This is a genomic window from Flectobacillus longus, from assembly GCF_030056705.1.
GTDB classification, from domain to species: Bacteria; Bacteroidota; Bacteroidia; order Cytophagales; family Spirosomataceae; genus Flectobacillus; species Flectobacillus longus.
Map to the genome: position 1 here is coordinate 26,463 of NZ_JASHIC010000013.1, position 16,120 is coordinate 42,582.

At 36.9% G+C, this 16,120-nt stretch carries 8 protein-coding genes; 1 reads left to right on the top strand and 7 read right to left on the bottom strand.

Going from position 1 to position 16,120, the window contains the following annotated elements:
* Window positions 1-241 precede the first annotated feature (241 nt).
* On the bottom strand, window positions 242-1,768 hold the full coding sequence (gene odhB / locus QM491_RS10800) for a 2-oxoglutarate dehydrogenase complex dihydrolipoyllysine-residue succinyltransferase (protein WP_283327508.1): 1,527 nt from the start codon (window positions 1,766-1,768) through the stop codon (window positions 242-244).
* 160 nt (window positions 1,769-1,928) lie between these two features.
* A complete protein-coding gene (locus QM491_RS10805; RefSeq protein WP_283327509.1) occupies window positions 1,929-4,664 on the bottom strand; it encodes a 2-oxoglutarate dehydrogenase E1 component in 2,736 nt (911 codons plus the stop codon).
* 1,046 nt (window positions 4,665-5,710) lie between these two features.
* Between QM491_RS10805 and QM491_RS10810 the strand changes: the two genes are divergently transcribed.
* Window positions 5,711-7,051, top strand: a complete 1,341-nt coding sequence (locus tag QM491_RS10810; protein WP_283327510.1) for a tetratricopeptide repeat protein — start codon at window positions 5,711-5,713, stop codon at window positions 7,049-7,051.
* Between the two features lie 53 nt (window positions 7,052-7,104).
* On the opposite strand, the gene QM491_RS10815 is transcribed toward QM491_RS10810, so the two are convergent.
* The 5 genes from QM491_RS10815 to QM491_RS10835 form a co-directional block, all read right to left on the bottom strand.
* Window positions 7,105-8,022 (bottom strand): PorP/SprF family type IX secretion system membrane protein, encoded by a 918-nt coding sequence (locus QM491_RS10815; protein WP_283327511.1) that lies wholly within the window; start codon window positions 8,020-8,022, stop codon window positions 7,105-7,107.
* Window positions 8,023-8,360: 338 nt separating this feature from the next.
* A complete protein-coding gene (locus QM491_RS10820; protein ID WP_283327512.1) occupies window positions 8,361-9,110 on the bottom strand; it encodes a LytR/AlgR family response regulator transcription factor in 750 nt (249 codons plus the stop codon).
* A 28-nt stretch (window positions 9,111-9,138) separates the two neighbouring features.
* Window positions 9,139-12,213 carry a sensor histidine kinase gene (locus QM491_RS10825; RefSeq protein WP_283327513.1) on the bottom strand — a complete coding sequence of 1,025 codons (3,075 nt, stop codon included), beginning with the start codon at window positions 12,211-12,213 and terminating at the stop codon, window positions 9,139-9,141.
* A 69-nt stretch (window positions 12,214-12,282) separates the two neighbouring features.
* Window positions 12,283-14,730, bottom strand: a complete 2,448-nt coding sequence (locus tag QM491_RS10830; RefSeq protein ID WP_283327514.1) for a carboxypeptidase regulatory-like domain-containing protein — start codon at window positions 14,728-14,730, stop codon at window positions 12,283-12,285.
* 369 nt (window positions 14,731-15,099) lie between these two features.
* Window positions 15,100-16,101 carry a PorP/SprF family type IX secretion system membrane protein gene (locus tag QM491_RS10835; RefSeq protein WP_283327515.1) on the bottom strand — a complete coding sequence of 334 codons (1,002 nt, stop codon included), beginning with the start codon at window positions 16,099-16,101 and terminating at the stop codon, window positions 15,100-15,102.
* Window positions 16,102-16,120: the final 19 nt, after the last annotated feature.

The window sequence follows — 16,120 nt, forward strand, 5'->3', positions numbered from 1 at the left end:
TTTGATTATTTACAGTTATTGAGTCTATGACTCTTTATCTATAATTACTTTGTTACTATAAAAGTTCTTAATCGGATAGTTTTGAAATAAAGTGTTGACCTCTGAGTGATAGTTTTCAATTTTTGATAAAAAACAGGCTTTTAGTTTAAATTGAAACTATTTATTTTAAGTCAAAAAATGATACAAAAAAGGCAAAGACACGCATAATATCGTGTCTTTGCCTCAGTAATATCTATTTAAACTAGACGTCTAACAATAAACGAGTTGGATCTTCTAGTAATTGTTTTAAACGTACCAAGAAGCTTACAGACTCACGACCGTCGATGATACGGTGGTCATAAGAAAGTGCTACATACATGATTGGGCGAACAACCACTTGACCACCAATTACCACAGCACGCTCAACGATGTTGTGCATACCCAAGATAGCTACCTGTGGAGCATTGATGATTGGGGTCGATAACATTGAACCAAATACACCACCATTTGTAATAGTGAAAGTACCACCGTTCATTTCATCAAGTGTCAATTTGTTGTCACGAGCACGAGTTGCTAATCTAATAACCTCAGCCTCGATACCAGCCAATGATAATTGTTCAGCATTACGAATCACAGGTACAACTAATCCTTTTGGAGCAGATACTGCAATTGAAACATCACAATAGTCATGGTAAACGATTTGATCGCCATCGATAGAAGCATTAACCGCAGGGAATTCTTTCAATGCCACCGTCACTGCTTTAGTGAAGAATGACATGAAACCAAGGTTAACACCATGTTTTTCTTTGAATTTATCTTTGTATTTCGAACGCAAATCCATAATTGGCTTCATATCAACTTCGTTGAATGTAGTCAACATGGCAGTCTCGTTTTTCACTTGAACCAATCGACGAGCTACTGTTTTGCGAAGCGAAGTCATTTTTTCTCTTCTTACACCTCTTGAATCAGAGGAAGCAACTGGTGCTGCCGCAGGAGCAGGAGCCGCTGCTGGAGTTGCAGGCGCTGGAGCTACTGGTTTTTGAGCACTTTGAGCATCTTCTTTAGTAATACGGCCACCTACACCAGTACCTTGTACGGCACCAGCATCAACACCTTTTTCAGCTAAAATTTTAGCTGCTGCAGGAGAAGCATGACCCGCAGCGTAGTTGGCATCGCCCGAAGGAGCTGCTGCAACTGGTGCTGCTGAAGGAGCTGGAGCAGCAACGCTAGCACCTGCACCTACGGTAAGAGTTGCTACCAAGCCACCAATAGGCAAAGTAGTACCAGCTTCTGCTACGATGTGTAATACACCCGCCGCTTCAGCAGGCAATTCGAAGGTAGCTTTGTCAGATTCAAGTTCGCACAATACTTCGTCCATCGATACAGTATCACCTTCTTTCTTATTCCAAGACGAAACTGTAACTTCAGTGATAGACTCACCTACTGCTGGAACTTTGATTTCAACAACCTTAGTTTCCGTTGCAACTAGCGCTGCTGCTGGAGCAGGAGCGGCTACTGGAGCTGCTACAACTGGCGCTGCTGCTGCCGAAGCACCTGCGGCTTCGATAACGCAGATTACTGCACCAATTGGTAAAGTATCACCTTCTTTTGCAACAATGCGCAAAACACCTTCAGCTTCTGCTGGTAGTTCGAAGGTAGCTTTATCCGACTCTAACTCGCACAATACCTCATCCATCTTCACTACATCCCCATCTTTTTTATTCCATGAGGCAATTGTGACCTCGGTTATCGACTCGCCAACTGGCGGAACTTTCATTTCGATTGCCATCTTATTAATTTATTATTTAGTATTCGGATTGGTTGTTTGACACAATCTTCAATTTATAACTATAGTAAAATGTCCTGTTTAAATATTGTCTGGTAACATGATGCCAAAACCGACTCTCTGAGCCGTAGCGTCAAAAAGTCGGTTTCAACAAATATTATAATTAAGCAAATGCTCTATCAACTAGAATTGCTTGTTCTTCATTATGAACTTTCAAGAAACCTGTTGCAGGCGAAGCAGATTTTTTGCGAGCAATAACTCCTTCAAATGATTTGAAACCAAATTCGCGAGTTACAAATGACCAGTATCCCATGTTTTCTGGCTCTTCTTGTACCCAGTAAACTTTTGCTTTTGGATACTTCGCTAGCTCTGCATTTACTTGGCTAGTTGGGAAAGGATGTAACTGCTCGATACGGATAATTGCCACATCGGTGCGATTGTCTTTTTGTTGTTTTTCTAACAAGTCGAAATAAACTTTGCCAGAGCACAACAATACTTTCTTCACTTTTTTAGCATCTGCATAAGTATCACCGTAAATTTCTTGGAATGATCCGTCGATAAATTCTTCGATTGGAGAAACTACCTTTGGATGACGGAACAGTGATTTAGGTGACATGATGATTAATGGCTTACGGAATTCCCAAGCCAACTGACGACGCAATGCGTGGAAGATGTTTGCAGGAGTAGTTAAGTTTGCTACAACCATGTTGTCTTCTGCTGCCAATTGTAAGTAACGCTCAGGACGAGCATTTGAGTGCTCAGGACCTTGACCTTCATAACCATGAGGTAGTTGCATTACCAAAGCATTCATCGTACCCCATTTCGATTCGCAAGATGCAATAAACTGGTCAATCATTGTTTGCGCACCGTTTGAGAAGTCACCAAACTGAGCTTCCCAGATAACCAAGGCTTCAGGGTTTGCCAATGAGTAACCAAATTCAAAACCTAACACACCGTATTCTGACAACAATGAGTTATAGATTTGGATTTGCTCTTGCCCTTCTTCAATAAAGTTCAAAGAAGTGTATGACTCGTTTGTCTCAGCATCGTGCAATACAGCATGACGGTGAGAGAACGTACCACGTTGAACATCCTGACCAGATACACGTACCATTTTGCCTTCCAGCAACAATGAACCATACGCCAAAGCTTCAGCTGTAGCCCAGTTTAATTGTCCATTTTGGAAAAATACTTTACGATCAGCTAATACTTTTTCAATTTGCTTCAAGGCATGGAAACCTGCTGGCAATTTTGTCAAAGCAGCTGCAATTTTATCAATCGTTTCTTTAGAAATACCTGTTTTGGGAGATTTCTCAAAATCTTCTGTACCAGCAAAACGCAATTCAGCCCATTTGTTATCCAATTTCAATGGTACATATTCTGGACGAATTTTTTGTTTTACTTGGTCAAGGCGAGCTTGCAACTCAGCCTTAAATTCAGAATCCATTTGAGAAGCCAACTGAGCATCGATATCACCACGTGTAATCAATTTTTGTGTGTAGATTTCACGAGGGTTTGGATGATTTGTGATATTCGAATACAAGGTTGGTTGCGTAAATCTTGGCTCATCAGATTCGTTGTGACCATTTCTACGGTAACAAACCATATCAATAAATACGTCACGGTTGAATTGCTGACGGAATTCAGCTGCGATTTTCGAAACGAAAACAACCGCTTCAGGATCGTCACCATTTACGTGGAATACTGGAGCATCAATGATTTTAGCTACATCTGTACAATAGATTGCCGAACGAGCATCCTCAAAGTCTGTTGTAAAACCAACTTGGTTGTTGATTACAAAGTGGATTGTACCACCTGTTTCGTAACCACGCAACTTCGCCATTTGAGTTACCTCATATACAATACCCTGACCCGCTACAGCAGCATCACCATGAATTAAGATTGGTAATACTTTGTCATAATCACCATCATAATGAGCATCAGCACTTGCACGGCAGAAGCCTTCAACTACAGGATTTACAGCCTCTAAGTGAGAAGGGTTTGGCGCTAATTTCAAAGAAATTTCAGAACCAGCAGGAGTAATATGCTTAGATGAATAGCCTAAGTGATATTTTACGTCACCGTCACCGTGGATTTGATCAGGAATATTTCCTTCAAAACCATCGAAGATTGCGGCGTAAGATTTGTGCATAATATTGGCCAACACGTTCAAACGTCCACGGTGAGCCATACCAATCATAGCTTCTTTCACACCAAGGTCGGCCGCAGTATTGATAATAGCATCAAGTGCAGGAATAGTGCTTTCGCCACCTTCCAAACCGAAACGTTTTTGACCTAAATATTTTGTACCTAAGAAGTTTTCGAAAACAACAGCTTCGTTCAATTTTTGAAGAATCTGTTTTTTCTCATCGATAGAAGGATTAAAAGCAAGCGCTTCCTTCTCGATTTTGTTACGAAGCCATTCTTTAACATCTGATTCTCTGATGTAAGAATACTCAAAACCAATCGAACCTGCGTAGATTTTATAGAGAGATTCCACAATTTTGCGAAGAGATGCTGGGCCAATACCCAAAAAACTACCCGCTTGGAATACTGTATCAAGATCAGCTTCAGAAAGTGCATAATCTTTTAAATCAAGACGAGGGCGACGATCCTTGCGCTCACGCACAGGATTGGTCTTTGACAACAAGTGTCCTCTTGATCTAAATGCCTTAATCAAACTGATTACAGACATCTCTTTCTGAATCATTGAAGCATCTACAGATGCACTACCCACTCCATTTGAAGAGGCCTCGCCACTCCAAGAAGTATAAAAGTCAAAACCTTTGAAAAAGTTCTGCCAACTAGCGTCAACCGAATTGGGGTCTTGCTGATATGACTCGTACAAGTCCGAAATTACCGCAGTATCGGCGTTGGCAATGTATGAAAATTGGTCCATAACTGGCGTTAATCTTTGATATTAATTAAACTTATTCGTAAAGTTTCTTACATAGGGTACGAATAAAGTACAAAGAGATTGATTTTCTTGATTTAATGAAAGTCTCCCAATAGAATTTTGGCAAAGTTACGGTAAGCCCGTTAATTAAATCACAAAAATTTATTTGTTTTTTACAGGATTTTTGCCAAATTAATATAGTAGCCAAAATAACCCTCCTAAAAATTTTGCTTTCTTAGAAAAATTCAACTTTACCTTAAAATAGCAACTATTTTAATCAGTTTGTAGTAGTTCTGGTTTATGTAAGAAAACTTCATTTTTGCGGGTGCAAATGTACGCATATATCCATTTGTTTTACCTTTTTTTTTGAAAAACTATCCTTATCTCTCTAAGTCAATCAGGTAGTTAGATTTACGAAACCCTTAAATATTTTCTTTCGGCTGATTCCTTTTTGGCACGTAATTGGCTACAATTTTTATCATAAACGATGCCATGTAGTTTTATAGTTCTTTTACTCTCCTGTCAAGAAGCAAATAAGCCTACCCTAAAAATACAAATTTTGTCATTTTTTATTCATTTTGTCAAACTACCATTTCAGTATTTCAATTGTAGGCAATACTTGTACTTTTCGAATTTATTTGATGCTTAAATGCTTTTTTTCTGTAGTTCTGGACTACAAGTAAATAACTATATATTTTTGCATAAGAACATTTATTGGATTTTTCTAAAAACTTAAACTTCCTATTCAAATTATAGATTATGTGATTATTTAAGCCGAGTTTTTTTATAAAGCATTTATTTATGTGATTTATTTACAGTATATTAATACTTGATTTTTTATGAGACTTTCTACATTTATAAGAATACCAACAACCTACAATTATGCTTCTTTGCAATAAGTTGTTGCCCAGAATAAAGACTTTGTGAATAAATAGTGATATTTTCGAATGGAATTTCATGAAGCGATTCATCTTTCACATATATTTTCTTTGTCCTCAAAACGTTGAACACTCATTGAAACTATTCCTTACCAAAAACATTACCATACCATGAAACCAGTAAACCTGTCGCAAATCTGTTTTCTTGCTCTTATGTGGGTAAGTGCTCAGACCTTCTCACAGGGAATATCTTTTCGTCAAGATGATTGGCAAAATGTACTTGTTCAGGCAAAGGCTCAGAACAAGCTAATTTTTGTCGATATTTATACTACTTGGTGCCGACCTTGTAAAGAGATGGATAAAAAAACCTTCTCTGAAGCGTCTGTAGGCGATAAATTCAATAACAAGTTTATCAATTACAAAATCGATGCTGAAAAAGGATTTGGGATTACGTTGGCCAGACGTTATAATGTGACTTCCTATCCTACTTGTCTTTTTGTAGATGCCACCGAAAACCTCGTGTATAAGCAGGAGGGATACCTTGGCTCGACCGACCTTTTGAAAGAAGCTGACCTTGTTTTGACAAATCAATCGGACTCAAAACCAATTTATGTTCTCGAAAAACAATATAATGATGGTAAACGTGACCCAGATTTTTTATATGAATTTATTGCCAAGCGTTCTAGATATAACCTAGATAACATGACATTGGTAGAGGAATATGTAAAAGCACTTACTCCTATCCAACAGTCTTCGGACAAAACACTGCGTTTGGTGGTCAATAATGGTTTTAAAATTGATGGAAAAGCTTTTGAGCTACTGTTAAAATATCGTGAAAAAGCTGAAGGGTTATTTGAAGGGGGAGATGAAAAAGTCAATCAGGCTTTTTCGACAAGTATTAACGAGTTCTTCTATCAGGCTATTGAGACAAAGAATAAAGTTCTTTTTGAAAAAGCGTTACAGGCTAACTTGAAGGCTCTTCCTAATACAGCCGACCGTGTAAATGATAAAAATAAGCTTGCTTTTTATTTAGCGATAAAAGATGTTAACAAATATGTTGAAGCTGCTGAAAATTATCTTGACCAATATGTAATGTTTGTACAAATAGAAAGTATTCGAAAACAAGACTTATGGGAATATGACAAAATGATGCAAGCTTATCGTCTTGGAATCAAAGATTCAACAGGTACTGGAGCACCACTTTACAATAATATCAAAAAGTATGGGCGCTTTACAATGGCTCGTTTGACAGCTAATGAATTACATGACGTGGTAAAAACTTTTTATGAGCAAGTAGATACTCCTACAAAATTAGAAAAAGCTATCCCATGGATTCAAAGAGCTATTGAACTAGTAGAAAATCCAGACTATTATCATTCCTATGCCCAGTTAATGCTAAAATTGGGAGAAAAACAAAAAGCACTAGATATAGAGCAAAAAGCTTACGAATTAGCGCTAAAAGAAAAAATAGATACGCAAAAGTTTACCTCTGCGTTGGAAAAGATGAAATAAAAAACGGGTGAGAGATTCTCACCCGTTTTTTATTTCATTGCCTTTGAGCACTTTTAGAAATATTTAAACTGTGCTGATTTTCCATTACCCGAATCAAAATCAAATCTCAACATAATTTGATGAAATCCTTGATTAGCGGGTGAGGTGGTATTGGTAGCGTTACTACCTTGAAAGTCATAAGAATAACCAATTCTCATTTTACTTAGTTGTACCTCCAATGAACCTAACAGCGCTTTATTAACAAATTCAGAACCCGTATTTTGATACCAAATACCAAGACCAAATCTTTCTTTAATCCAAAGCACTCCGTGTAAATCTATGTCACTTCGGTTATAATCACCATTACTAATGCGTCTGAATACCACGCCTGTTTTGAGCACAAAATCATCTGAAAGTGGAAACAAATATCCTCCAGAAACAAAGATTGGCACATTATATCCGTCACTTGAGGCGTTGGCATTGGGCATCGAAACACCCGCATACCAATCGTCATTTTGATAATATACGCCTAGTCCTAAACTTGAGCGTAAACGTGTTGTACCTGAACTTCCTGCACCAAAAATTGCGGGTACTTGTGTTATACCTGCTAGAACGCCTACTGCTAGCTTCCCGTCATTTGGCATATTGAACCGATAGGCGAAGTTACCATAAAGGCCTAGGTTACCTGCCAAACTCCCTCCTATCCCAATGGCCTGATCAGTATTATATGCTTGAAAACCGACGCCCATTTTGTCTTGTGCAATCGGCATATCAAAGTTAAAATATTGCTGAGTAGAAGTTGCTGCAACACTATTAGTAAATAAGGGGCGTTTTCGGTAAATACCAGAAAATGAAATAACTTCTTTTGCTCCTGCATAGGCAGGATTGATGGTCATGGGCATAAACGGATAAGTATAATACAACTGATCTTGTTGACCATAACTTTGAAGATATAACAAGGTGGCTATTACCCCTAGTAGAAGCTTTTTCATAATGACATTGTGTTTAATCCTAGCCCCAATCTAGTCGCTGAGGTTTTGTAACGAAGTTAGTAGCAAGTAAGCGATTATGCAAGAGTAGATAATTAGATGAGTCTTATAAAATAGCTGTATATTTTGTAAGAGACACTTTGAAGTAAACACTCCAATGCTTCTCTTTGAATTGATCAAAAAAAGAGGACCCACAAGTTGCCTTAAACTTGGGAGTCCTCAATAAGTATAGAGGTCTAACACACATTACGAAAATACATGGTAAAGCTATGTCAAACAATCTACACCTTTTATACGGCAATAAATTACTATTATCTGGTCGAATATAGTCGTTACTTGGTTTAACGTCCTTTTAGCCATTCCAAAAAATCAGCTTTTCGGCGTCGAGCGATGGGTAAACGAATATCGTTGGTAAGTATTACCACGCCACCGTCTTCATTCAAAACCTTTTGAATATGAAAGTGACTAATTACATGAGAATCATGAATTCGGAAGAAATCGTATTCTTCTAATAGTTCGTGGTAAGTTTTTAAATCACGAGAAGACATAACTGGCTTCCCTTGAAGCAAATGAATCAAAGTATAACCACTTGAAGCCTCACAACGAACAATATCCTGTACCTCTATCATTTCAAAACCTTTGTGAGTAGGAATAGCGATTTTATTCTTACGACTTCTGGGGTTATTTAAGGTACTAAGCAAATTTCGTAGTTCACCGAGATTATCCTGACTATCGAGCTGCTTTTCTGCTTTTTTGACAGCCTCAATTAATTCTGCTACATGAATCGGTTTTAGGAGATAATCAATTGCCGAAAACTTAATGGCGTTAAGTGCATACTGGTCAAAACCCGTTACAAATATGACTTTAAAAGAAGGTTCATCAAATTTCATTAATAAATCGAATCCCGTTCCGTTTGTCATTTCCACATCTAAAAATAAAAGATTAGGATTGAAAGTAACTACTTTTTGGTATGCTTCTTCGACAGAGGTGGCTGTTTCTATAATTTTTACTTGCGGACAATAATTGGTTAAAAGAGTTTTTAAAGCTTCTAGTGCATTATTCTCATCATCAACAATGATAGCTCTGAGCATGGTTAACAATTAGGGATAATTTTATTTCTCAAAGATAAATAAGTATTTCAACTTTTGTCCCCTGAGACTCTCCTATTTCATTGAATTTATCAATAACATTTACTTCGACTTTAGTTTCTTCAATGTATTTTAAAGATTGAATTCGTTCGGCAGTAATTTGAGTTGCCTGAGATTGATACGATTTTAGAGACTTTTGCTTCAGCTCTGCGGCCTTTTCTCGTCCGATTCCATTGTCCTCGATGGTACAAAGCACATAATCGTCTAACAAACTAAAGTGAATCAAAAGAATACCTTCGTTATTTTTACTGTAAACAAGCCCATGATTAATTGCATTTTCAACAAATGGTTGAATCAGCATAGATGGAATTTCTAACTCCTGAGGCACTTCATCGTCTATCTGTATTTCAAAAGTAAATCGATTTTTAAACCGTAACTGTTCGAGGGTAATGTAGTATTCCAGAAGTTCACATTCCTCATGAACAGAAATATATTTATTCCGAGAAGATTCCAGAAAGAGTCGCATCAATCGTGAAAATCTACTCAAGTAATCATTGGCAGCTTCAATAGCATTGTTCAAAATATAGTATTGAATTGAACTTAAGGCATTAAACACAAAATGAGGGTTCATTTGTGCTTGTAATGCTTGTAATTCGAGTTGAGCAAACCGTTTGTTGGCAGCAGTCCGTTCGCTTTCGGCTTTTCGAATAAATTTGATGCGGGCATATAAAGCCAAAATTGCCCCTAATGCAACGATACCAACGATAATTAATCTAAACCAAGTTTCTTGCCAAAAAGGGGCTTTGATATGAAAGCTTATTGGGTTGACTTTTTGGGTAGCTTGTCCAGTCACATCATAAGCTCTTAGATCGAAAGTATAGTTGCCTGGAGGCAAAAAAGGAAAACTTAGTTGTAGTTCATCAACTTCCTGCCATAAGGTATCCGACTGGCTACTTCCTAATAAGCGGTATTGATATTTAATATTTTTGTTACTCATATACGAAAGAGCCACAAACTCAATGGTCAAGTTATTTTGCGTATGTTCTAACTCATAATGAGAGGTAACTAAGGTATCTTGATTATTAACTTTCACACGACGAATCACCAAAGGAACATTTGCGTTTTGTGACTCAGTGTTCAAAATATGTTTCATTTTGATTTTAAATAAGCCATTCGCTGTTCCTATCCACACCCAATCCTTTTGTATACTTAAACAATATACTTCATGTGTAGGTAGTCCTTGAATTACTGAAAGTTTTTTGAGTTGGTAACTTTGAGCACGATAATTTATATCTGACAAAATATATACTCCATGATTGGTAGCTGCCCAGACGGTTTTGGTTTTATCATCAACATAGATGGCGTTGATATTCTCATAGGTGAGCTCTTGGATAACTAAAGGGCTTTTTCCATCAAAAGCATACAAACCAAAGCCATTGGTACCAACCCACACTTTTTTATCTTTGGTAGAAATGATACACTTTACGGGTTTTCGGAGTAAAGGATATTTCGTTTTTTGACTATCAAAATACTGTGCCGTAGAATCGGCAAAAGATAGCTTATAAATACCTTTAGAGTTACCTACCCAAATGGAGCTATCAACTCCTGTGTGCATGGCAATAATTTTGGGAATATTAATTTTAGTAAAAATACGCTTCGTTCTATAATGACTTGGTGTTTCGATAAGCTTTACCATCATTAGGGCATTATAGCCTACAATAGTTTTTGAATTGAGTGTATCTATTGTTTTATAATCAATCCAATGGATACATTCTCCATCGTACTTTTTATTGATTGGTTCGTATAAATCATACTGTCCGTTTTTCTTTACAATTTTATTAATAGTTAACTTATTTTTTGTCAACAATGATTTCGTCGAATACATAGTATAATCCATACCGTAATAAGCTACCATAGCTTTTTCTTTGGTAATGGCAATATCTCTCACTGGTAACTGTATGGGATCATTTATCTCAAGTGGTGTGATAGATTGATTTGGTTCTATTCGATATAAATTGCCCTTTCCTGTGCCAAAAATTAATTTATCTCCATATTGCTGCATTGCTACAACCGAGTTACCATCAGCGAAATTATATGTAGCCGAGTTCATAGCTTGTTTTGACAAAAATAGCAACCCTTTATCCTTGGTACAAAACCAAAAGTTTTCTTCGCTGTCTACATAAATTGTATTAATAACATACCTGTTCAAAAAATCAAACTGGTGCAATCGTTTAAAATTTTCATCTAATAGAAAAGACTCTTTTTCGGTTACACAAAGCTTATATTTCGGGCTTCCAGTACTAAGTAATAATGTCAGGTTATTGTTTTTAAAAGAGCTTATACTAGAAGTGGGGATTTCCTTCAATCCATTTTTACTATAGACCACCAAATTTTCGGCGGTAGCATAAATAGTTTTATCGTCTTCAAACAAGATAGTAATCAGCTTATTAAAAATTTGAATAGGAAATTTTGATTTAAAAAAATCAGGCAAAACATGAGGAACATGCTTGATATTGTGGGATAGCCCTTCGGAATAAGCTCGTAATGTAAAAGCAGAACCTACGCTCATGTTTACACTGAGGTGGGTTTTGTTGTTGATAAACGGATAGGATTGATTCCCAATCTTGGGGGGGCTATATCGCTTAACTTTTCGATTTTTGACATCTATTTCCAATACCTCAAATCTCTTATTTAAAATCACCTGCATAGTATTGGGCGATGTTTGAACATAGCACCAAATATGGGTGTCTTGTAGGTCGGGATAAGGGTTTGGAATTGTGTAGAACTTATTGTCGTTTATATCAAAATAATAAAATGACTCGCTATAAGTCAAAAACCAGAGTCGTTTTTGGTTATCCTCTGCACATTGCCAGACATCATTATTGGGCAAACCATTTTTGGTGGAAAAGCTTTCAAAATGATAACCATCAAATCGGGCGATGCCCTTATCGGTACAAAACCAAAGAAAGCCCTTACTATCTTGGTATGCACGATATACATTCGAACTAGGCAAACCATTATCTACAGTATAAGACCTCAAAAAAGGATATTGAGCAAAATTAGAAGACGAGATAAGAAGAAAAATAAAAAGTAAGAATTGTTTCATACCACAAAAAAAGTCCGTGTAAGGTAAAGTTACCTGTTACACGGACTTAAATATAAATTTCACTCAAATTTATTGCATCTGAATTACTTTGAATTCTGTTCTTCGATTGGTCTGATGTTGTTCTTCGGTACATTCAACACCGTCGGCACATTCGTTGAGTAATTGCGTTTCGCCAAATCCTGATGACTCTAATCTTGTAGAAGCAATACCACGTTTACGTAAATAACTAATTACTGATTTCGAACGATTTTCTGAAAGTCTTTGGTTAAATTCAGTCGACGAGCGTGAATCAGTATGTGAACGTAAATCGATTCTCATTTTTGGATAGCGCTTCATCAGTGATACTAGTTTTTCTAATTCTCTAGCTGCATCAGGGCGGATATTGTATCTACCATAATCGTAGTAAATATTATCGATTGTAATTACATCTCCCTCTTCAAACATACTCAAATTAGAATTGATGTATTTTGGAGGATTATCTCCCACTTTCTTAATTTTATTACTTTTCGAACCAAAATTTTCTTTAGCTGCTTCCAGATTATAATCACATCCTGGGCAAATATCAAACTGATAGCGTCCCTCTGCATCAGTTACCACTTGTTGTATTGTTCCATCACATTCGTTTCTTAGCGTTACAACAACACCTGCAATTGGGCTTTTATCTTTACTCGAAGTAACACGTCCCCTAAGGGTAGTTACCTTACAAGGTAGCGCTGGATTAGGATTACCTGATGGACTGATTCTTGCTGATAGTGAATCTCCTTCTACTTCTTTTACAGGTTGTAAAGGAATATCAAGCGTTGATTGCTCCATTTTTGCATCTTTTGCCGAATATCCTACTGTATTGGGAAGATACCCTTCACGAGAAGCCTTTAATAAATATGATTTATCTTCATCCAAACAGATTTTGAAAGTACCATTTGAATCTGTCTTTTTCATCTCTGTCTTACCCTCTGTTGATACTTCTACATCAGCGTTATCTAGCGGCAATTTTGACTCTGCATCAAATACAATAACCTGTAGCTCACGACATTCTGGTTTTTCATCACATTCCCTTGTAAATCTATAAATATCATCATCGGCACCACCACGTTTACGATTTGAGCTTAGATATCCTTGTTTACGTTCTCCATCTGTGATAAGTCCAAAATCATCTTGGCTCGTATTGATAGGAGCACCAAGATTCTTAATTTTACTTTTAATAGTTTTCCCATCTTGTAACTCAACAAAGAAGACATCTAAGCCTCCAAGTCCAGCATGACCATCTGAAGCAAAATATAAATTTCCTTTTTCATCTACAAAAGGAAACATTTCATTTCCTTCAGTATTTACTTGAGGTCCTAGATTGACAGGAGTTCCAAAGCTTCCGTTGTTAAACTCTACTACATACACATCTGTACCCCCAAAACCACCTGGCATATCCGAAACAAAATACATTAACTTATCATCTTTCGTCAAAGTTGGATGCCCAGTTGAATACTCGTTATTATTAAAAGGAACCTCTTTTACACTAGACCATTGTCCATCACCTTTTTTGTCTTCGGCAGTGTAAAGTTTTAATTTATTTACACGGTCTGCACTAGTCTTGAAACTACCTGAGTTATAATTATTTCTTGTAAAAACAATTTTACGGCTATCGCTCGAAAATGTCACAGGCCCTTCATGGTATTTAGTATTAAGGGTTTTGGAGAAAACCTCACTTTGTGTAACAGGAATCTCATTGTATGTCGCATACCCTTTGTACATACCAGTACTGCCATAAGAACCTACTGTTCTTGAATCATTTGGTGTAGCGGGTGTGTATTCGTCATCTCCAACGACGGCTGGCGCTTTAAATTTACGTTCTTTATTTGCGGTAGAGCCACCTAAACCAGAAGGCTGAGAAGCAGTGAGCTTGCTAATATCAGACAAGTAATAAAGGTCAAGAAAATTTGAGTTATCCCAAGAATATACTCGTTTTAAACCCACAGACTCTGTACGACCAGAGTTAAAAACAAACCCATTTTTGTAATAGGTAGGGCTAAAGTCTGCTTTATCAGTATTGAGATTTAGGTACTCAACCTTATAACATGCTTTATTTTTGCTGAGTGTTTCAACATTCTTATATAATTTCTGAAAACTTGAGCTTCGCTTATCCGTTCCTGCTATTTTAGAATATTTTTCATATACGTCCTGTGATTCTTTGTACTTACCATTTGTAGCAAGCGCTTGTGCATAATAAAGGTATGCTTTTGAATCACCTGAAAAAGACGGATTATCTACTATCTCTTTATATACTCTTTCTGCATTTTGAGAGTCTTTGATTTGTCGATAAGCGTATGCCAACTTCAGCTTTGCAGCTTGCTTGTCTGTATCTGAAACTTTGCCCTTGAGGACATGTTCAAACATCTCTGCGGCATTCAAATAGCTCATTCTTTCAAATTCAGCCTCAGCATCTTTCAACGTCTGAGCTGACACCTTTGAAATAAAGAGTAAGGCAGTAAGAATTACCAATCCTATTTTCTTACAATTAATCATTTTTCTAAACAGTTATAACATCATGAGGGCGAATTCAAAATCGATAAGACAACTAAGGATATGACCTTATACTCAAGACTTTCCAGTAATAAGTTAGTAGGCAAAATTAAAATAAATTTTACCCGCTTTAAGCTTTAGGCTTTATGCGGTAAGCTAAAAGTTAAATAGTATTTCTCATGAAATAATAGAAACTTTTTTGCCTAATGCCTACGGCTTACAGCCTAAAGCGTATTAATGCAATTTTATTTTGCATTAATACTTAAGTAAAAGTTAATAGTATATCAGTTATTAAATTACACTCATAATTAGAAGGATACCTTCATAGTGTACCACAGATATATTATTAATTTAATCTTTCCTGTTACTAATTTAGAAATAACGTGGAGTAAGAATTTTGGCTTTTTTGAAACCGAACTCATATCTCAACATAATTTCATGACTACCTTTTTGTGAGTTCTGTAGGCTATTTAGCATAAAGTCATACGCATAGCCAATACGGAACTGGTCACTTGCTTGAATTTCGAGCATACCAATAGCGGCATCACCATTTTGATTTGCGAAAGGTGAATTAAACTTTTGATTATTGGTTCTCCAAGAAGCCCCAACAGCAACTCGATCGCGAATCCATAGATTAAGGTTAAAATCAAATGCAGCAGCATCGCGAGTCGCTTTTACTAATACAGAGGGTTTCAATGCCAATGAACTTCCCAACGGCACAACAAATCCCATCATCACGAAATAGTGTCTTTCTTGACGAGCTTTTTTCAATGTATCTTCATTACCAGTATAAGTACGAAGTTCGTTTTGTACTAAGTTTGGAACCGAAACACCAATATATCCACGGTCGTTACTCAAGTACAAACCTGTACCTACATTAGGTAACCATTTGGAGGTATTGCCATTAAATGCTGGATCGATATCGGTATTATCTAATGTACGACGGACACCACTTAAATTACCCACCAAGTTGGTTGCTCCGGCCTGAATACCCATAGCCAAAGTAGAACGTTGAGATACTTTGACACGATAAGCATAAGATAAATATGCTCCCGTATTATTGAATACCCCAATCTGGTCGTGGTATAATTGTAATCCAATACCGACTTTTTCTTTTTTAACTGGCATGTCGATAGTGAATGACTGTGTAGTTGGTGCGCCTTCGATTCCTACCCACTGCTGGCGGTAAATTCCAGTCATACTCAATACATCGCGGCTACCCGCATAAGCTGGGTTAACAGCAAGCATATTGAACATATATTGAGAATATTGGACTTCTTGCTGAGCATGAGCTTTTTCTACACTTGCCAGCCCTAAGGCTAGAGAGAAGAGGATTGCGGTTTTCGCTCTCAAAAGCAAACTTTGGCGTCTCATTGGATGATGGTTTAAATTA

What these genes read in the sequence shown, in the direction of transcription:
- odhB (WP_283327508.1), bottom strand. Translation starts at nt 1,768, where the DNA reads ATGGCAATCGAAATGAAAGTTCCGCCAGTTGGCGAGTCGATAACCGAG.
- QM491_RS10805 (WP_283327509.1), bottom strand. Translation starts at nt 4,664, where the DNA reads ATGGACCAATTTTCATACATTGCCAACGCCGATACTGCGGTAATTTCG.
- QM491_RS10810 (WP_283327510.1), top strand. Translation starts at nt 5,711, where the DNA reads ATGAAACCAGTAAACCTGTCGCAAATCTGTTTTCTTGCTCTTATGTGG.
- QM491_RS10815 (WP_283327511.1), bottom strand. Translation starts at nt 8,022, where the DNA reads ATGAAAAAGCTTCTACTAGGGGTAATAGCCACCTTGTTATATCTTCAA.
- QM491_RS10820 (WP_283327512.1), bottom strand. Translation starts at nt 9,110, where the DNA reads ATGCTCAGAGCTATCATTGTTGATGATGAGAATAATGCACTAGAAGCT.
- QM491_RS10825 (WP_283327513.1), bottom strand. Translation starts at nt 12,213, where the DNA reads ATGAAACAATTCTTACTTTTTATTTTTCTTCTTATCTCGTCTTCTAAT.
- QM491_RS10830 (WP_283327514.1), bottom strand. Translation starts at nt 14,730, where the DNA reads ATGATTAATTGTAAGAAAATAGGATTGGTAATTCTTACTGCCTTACTC.
- QM491_RS10835 (WP_283327515.1), bottom strand. Translation starts at nt 16,101, where the DNA reads ATGAGACGCCAAAGTTTGCTTTTGAGAGCGAAAACCGCAATCCTCTTC.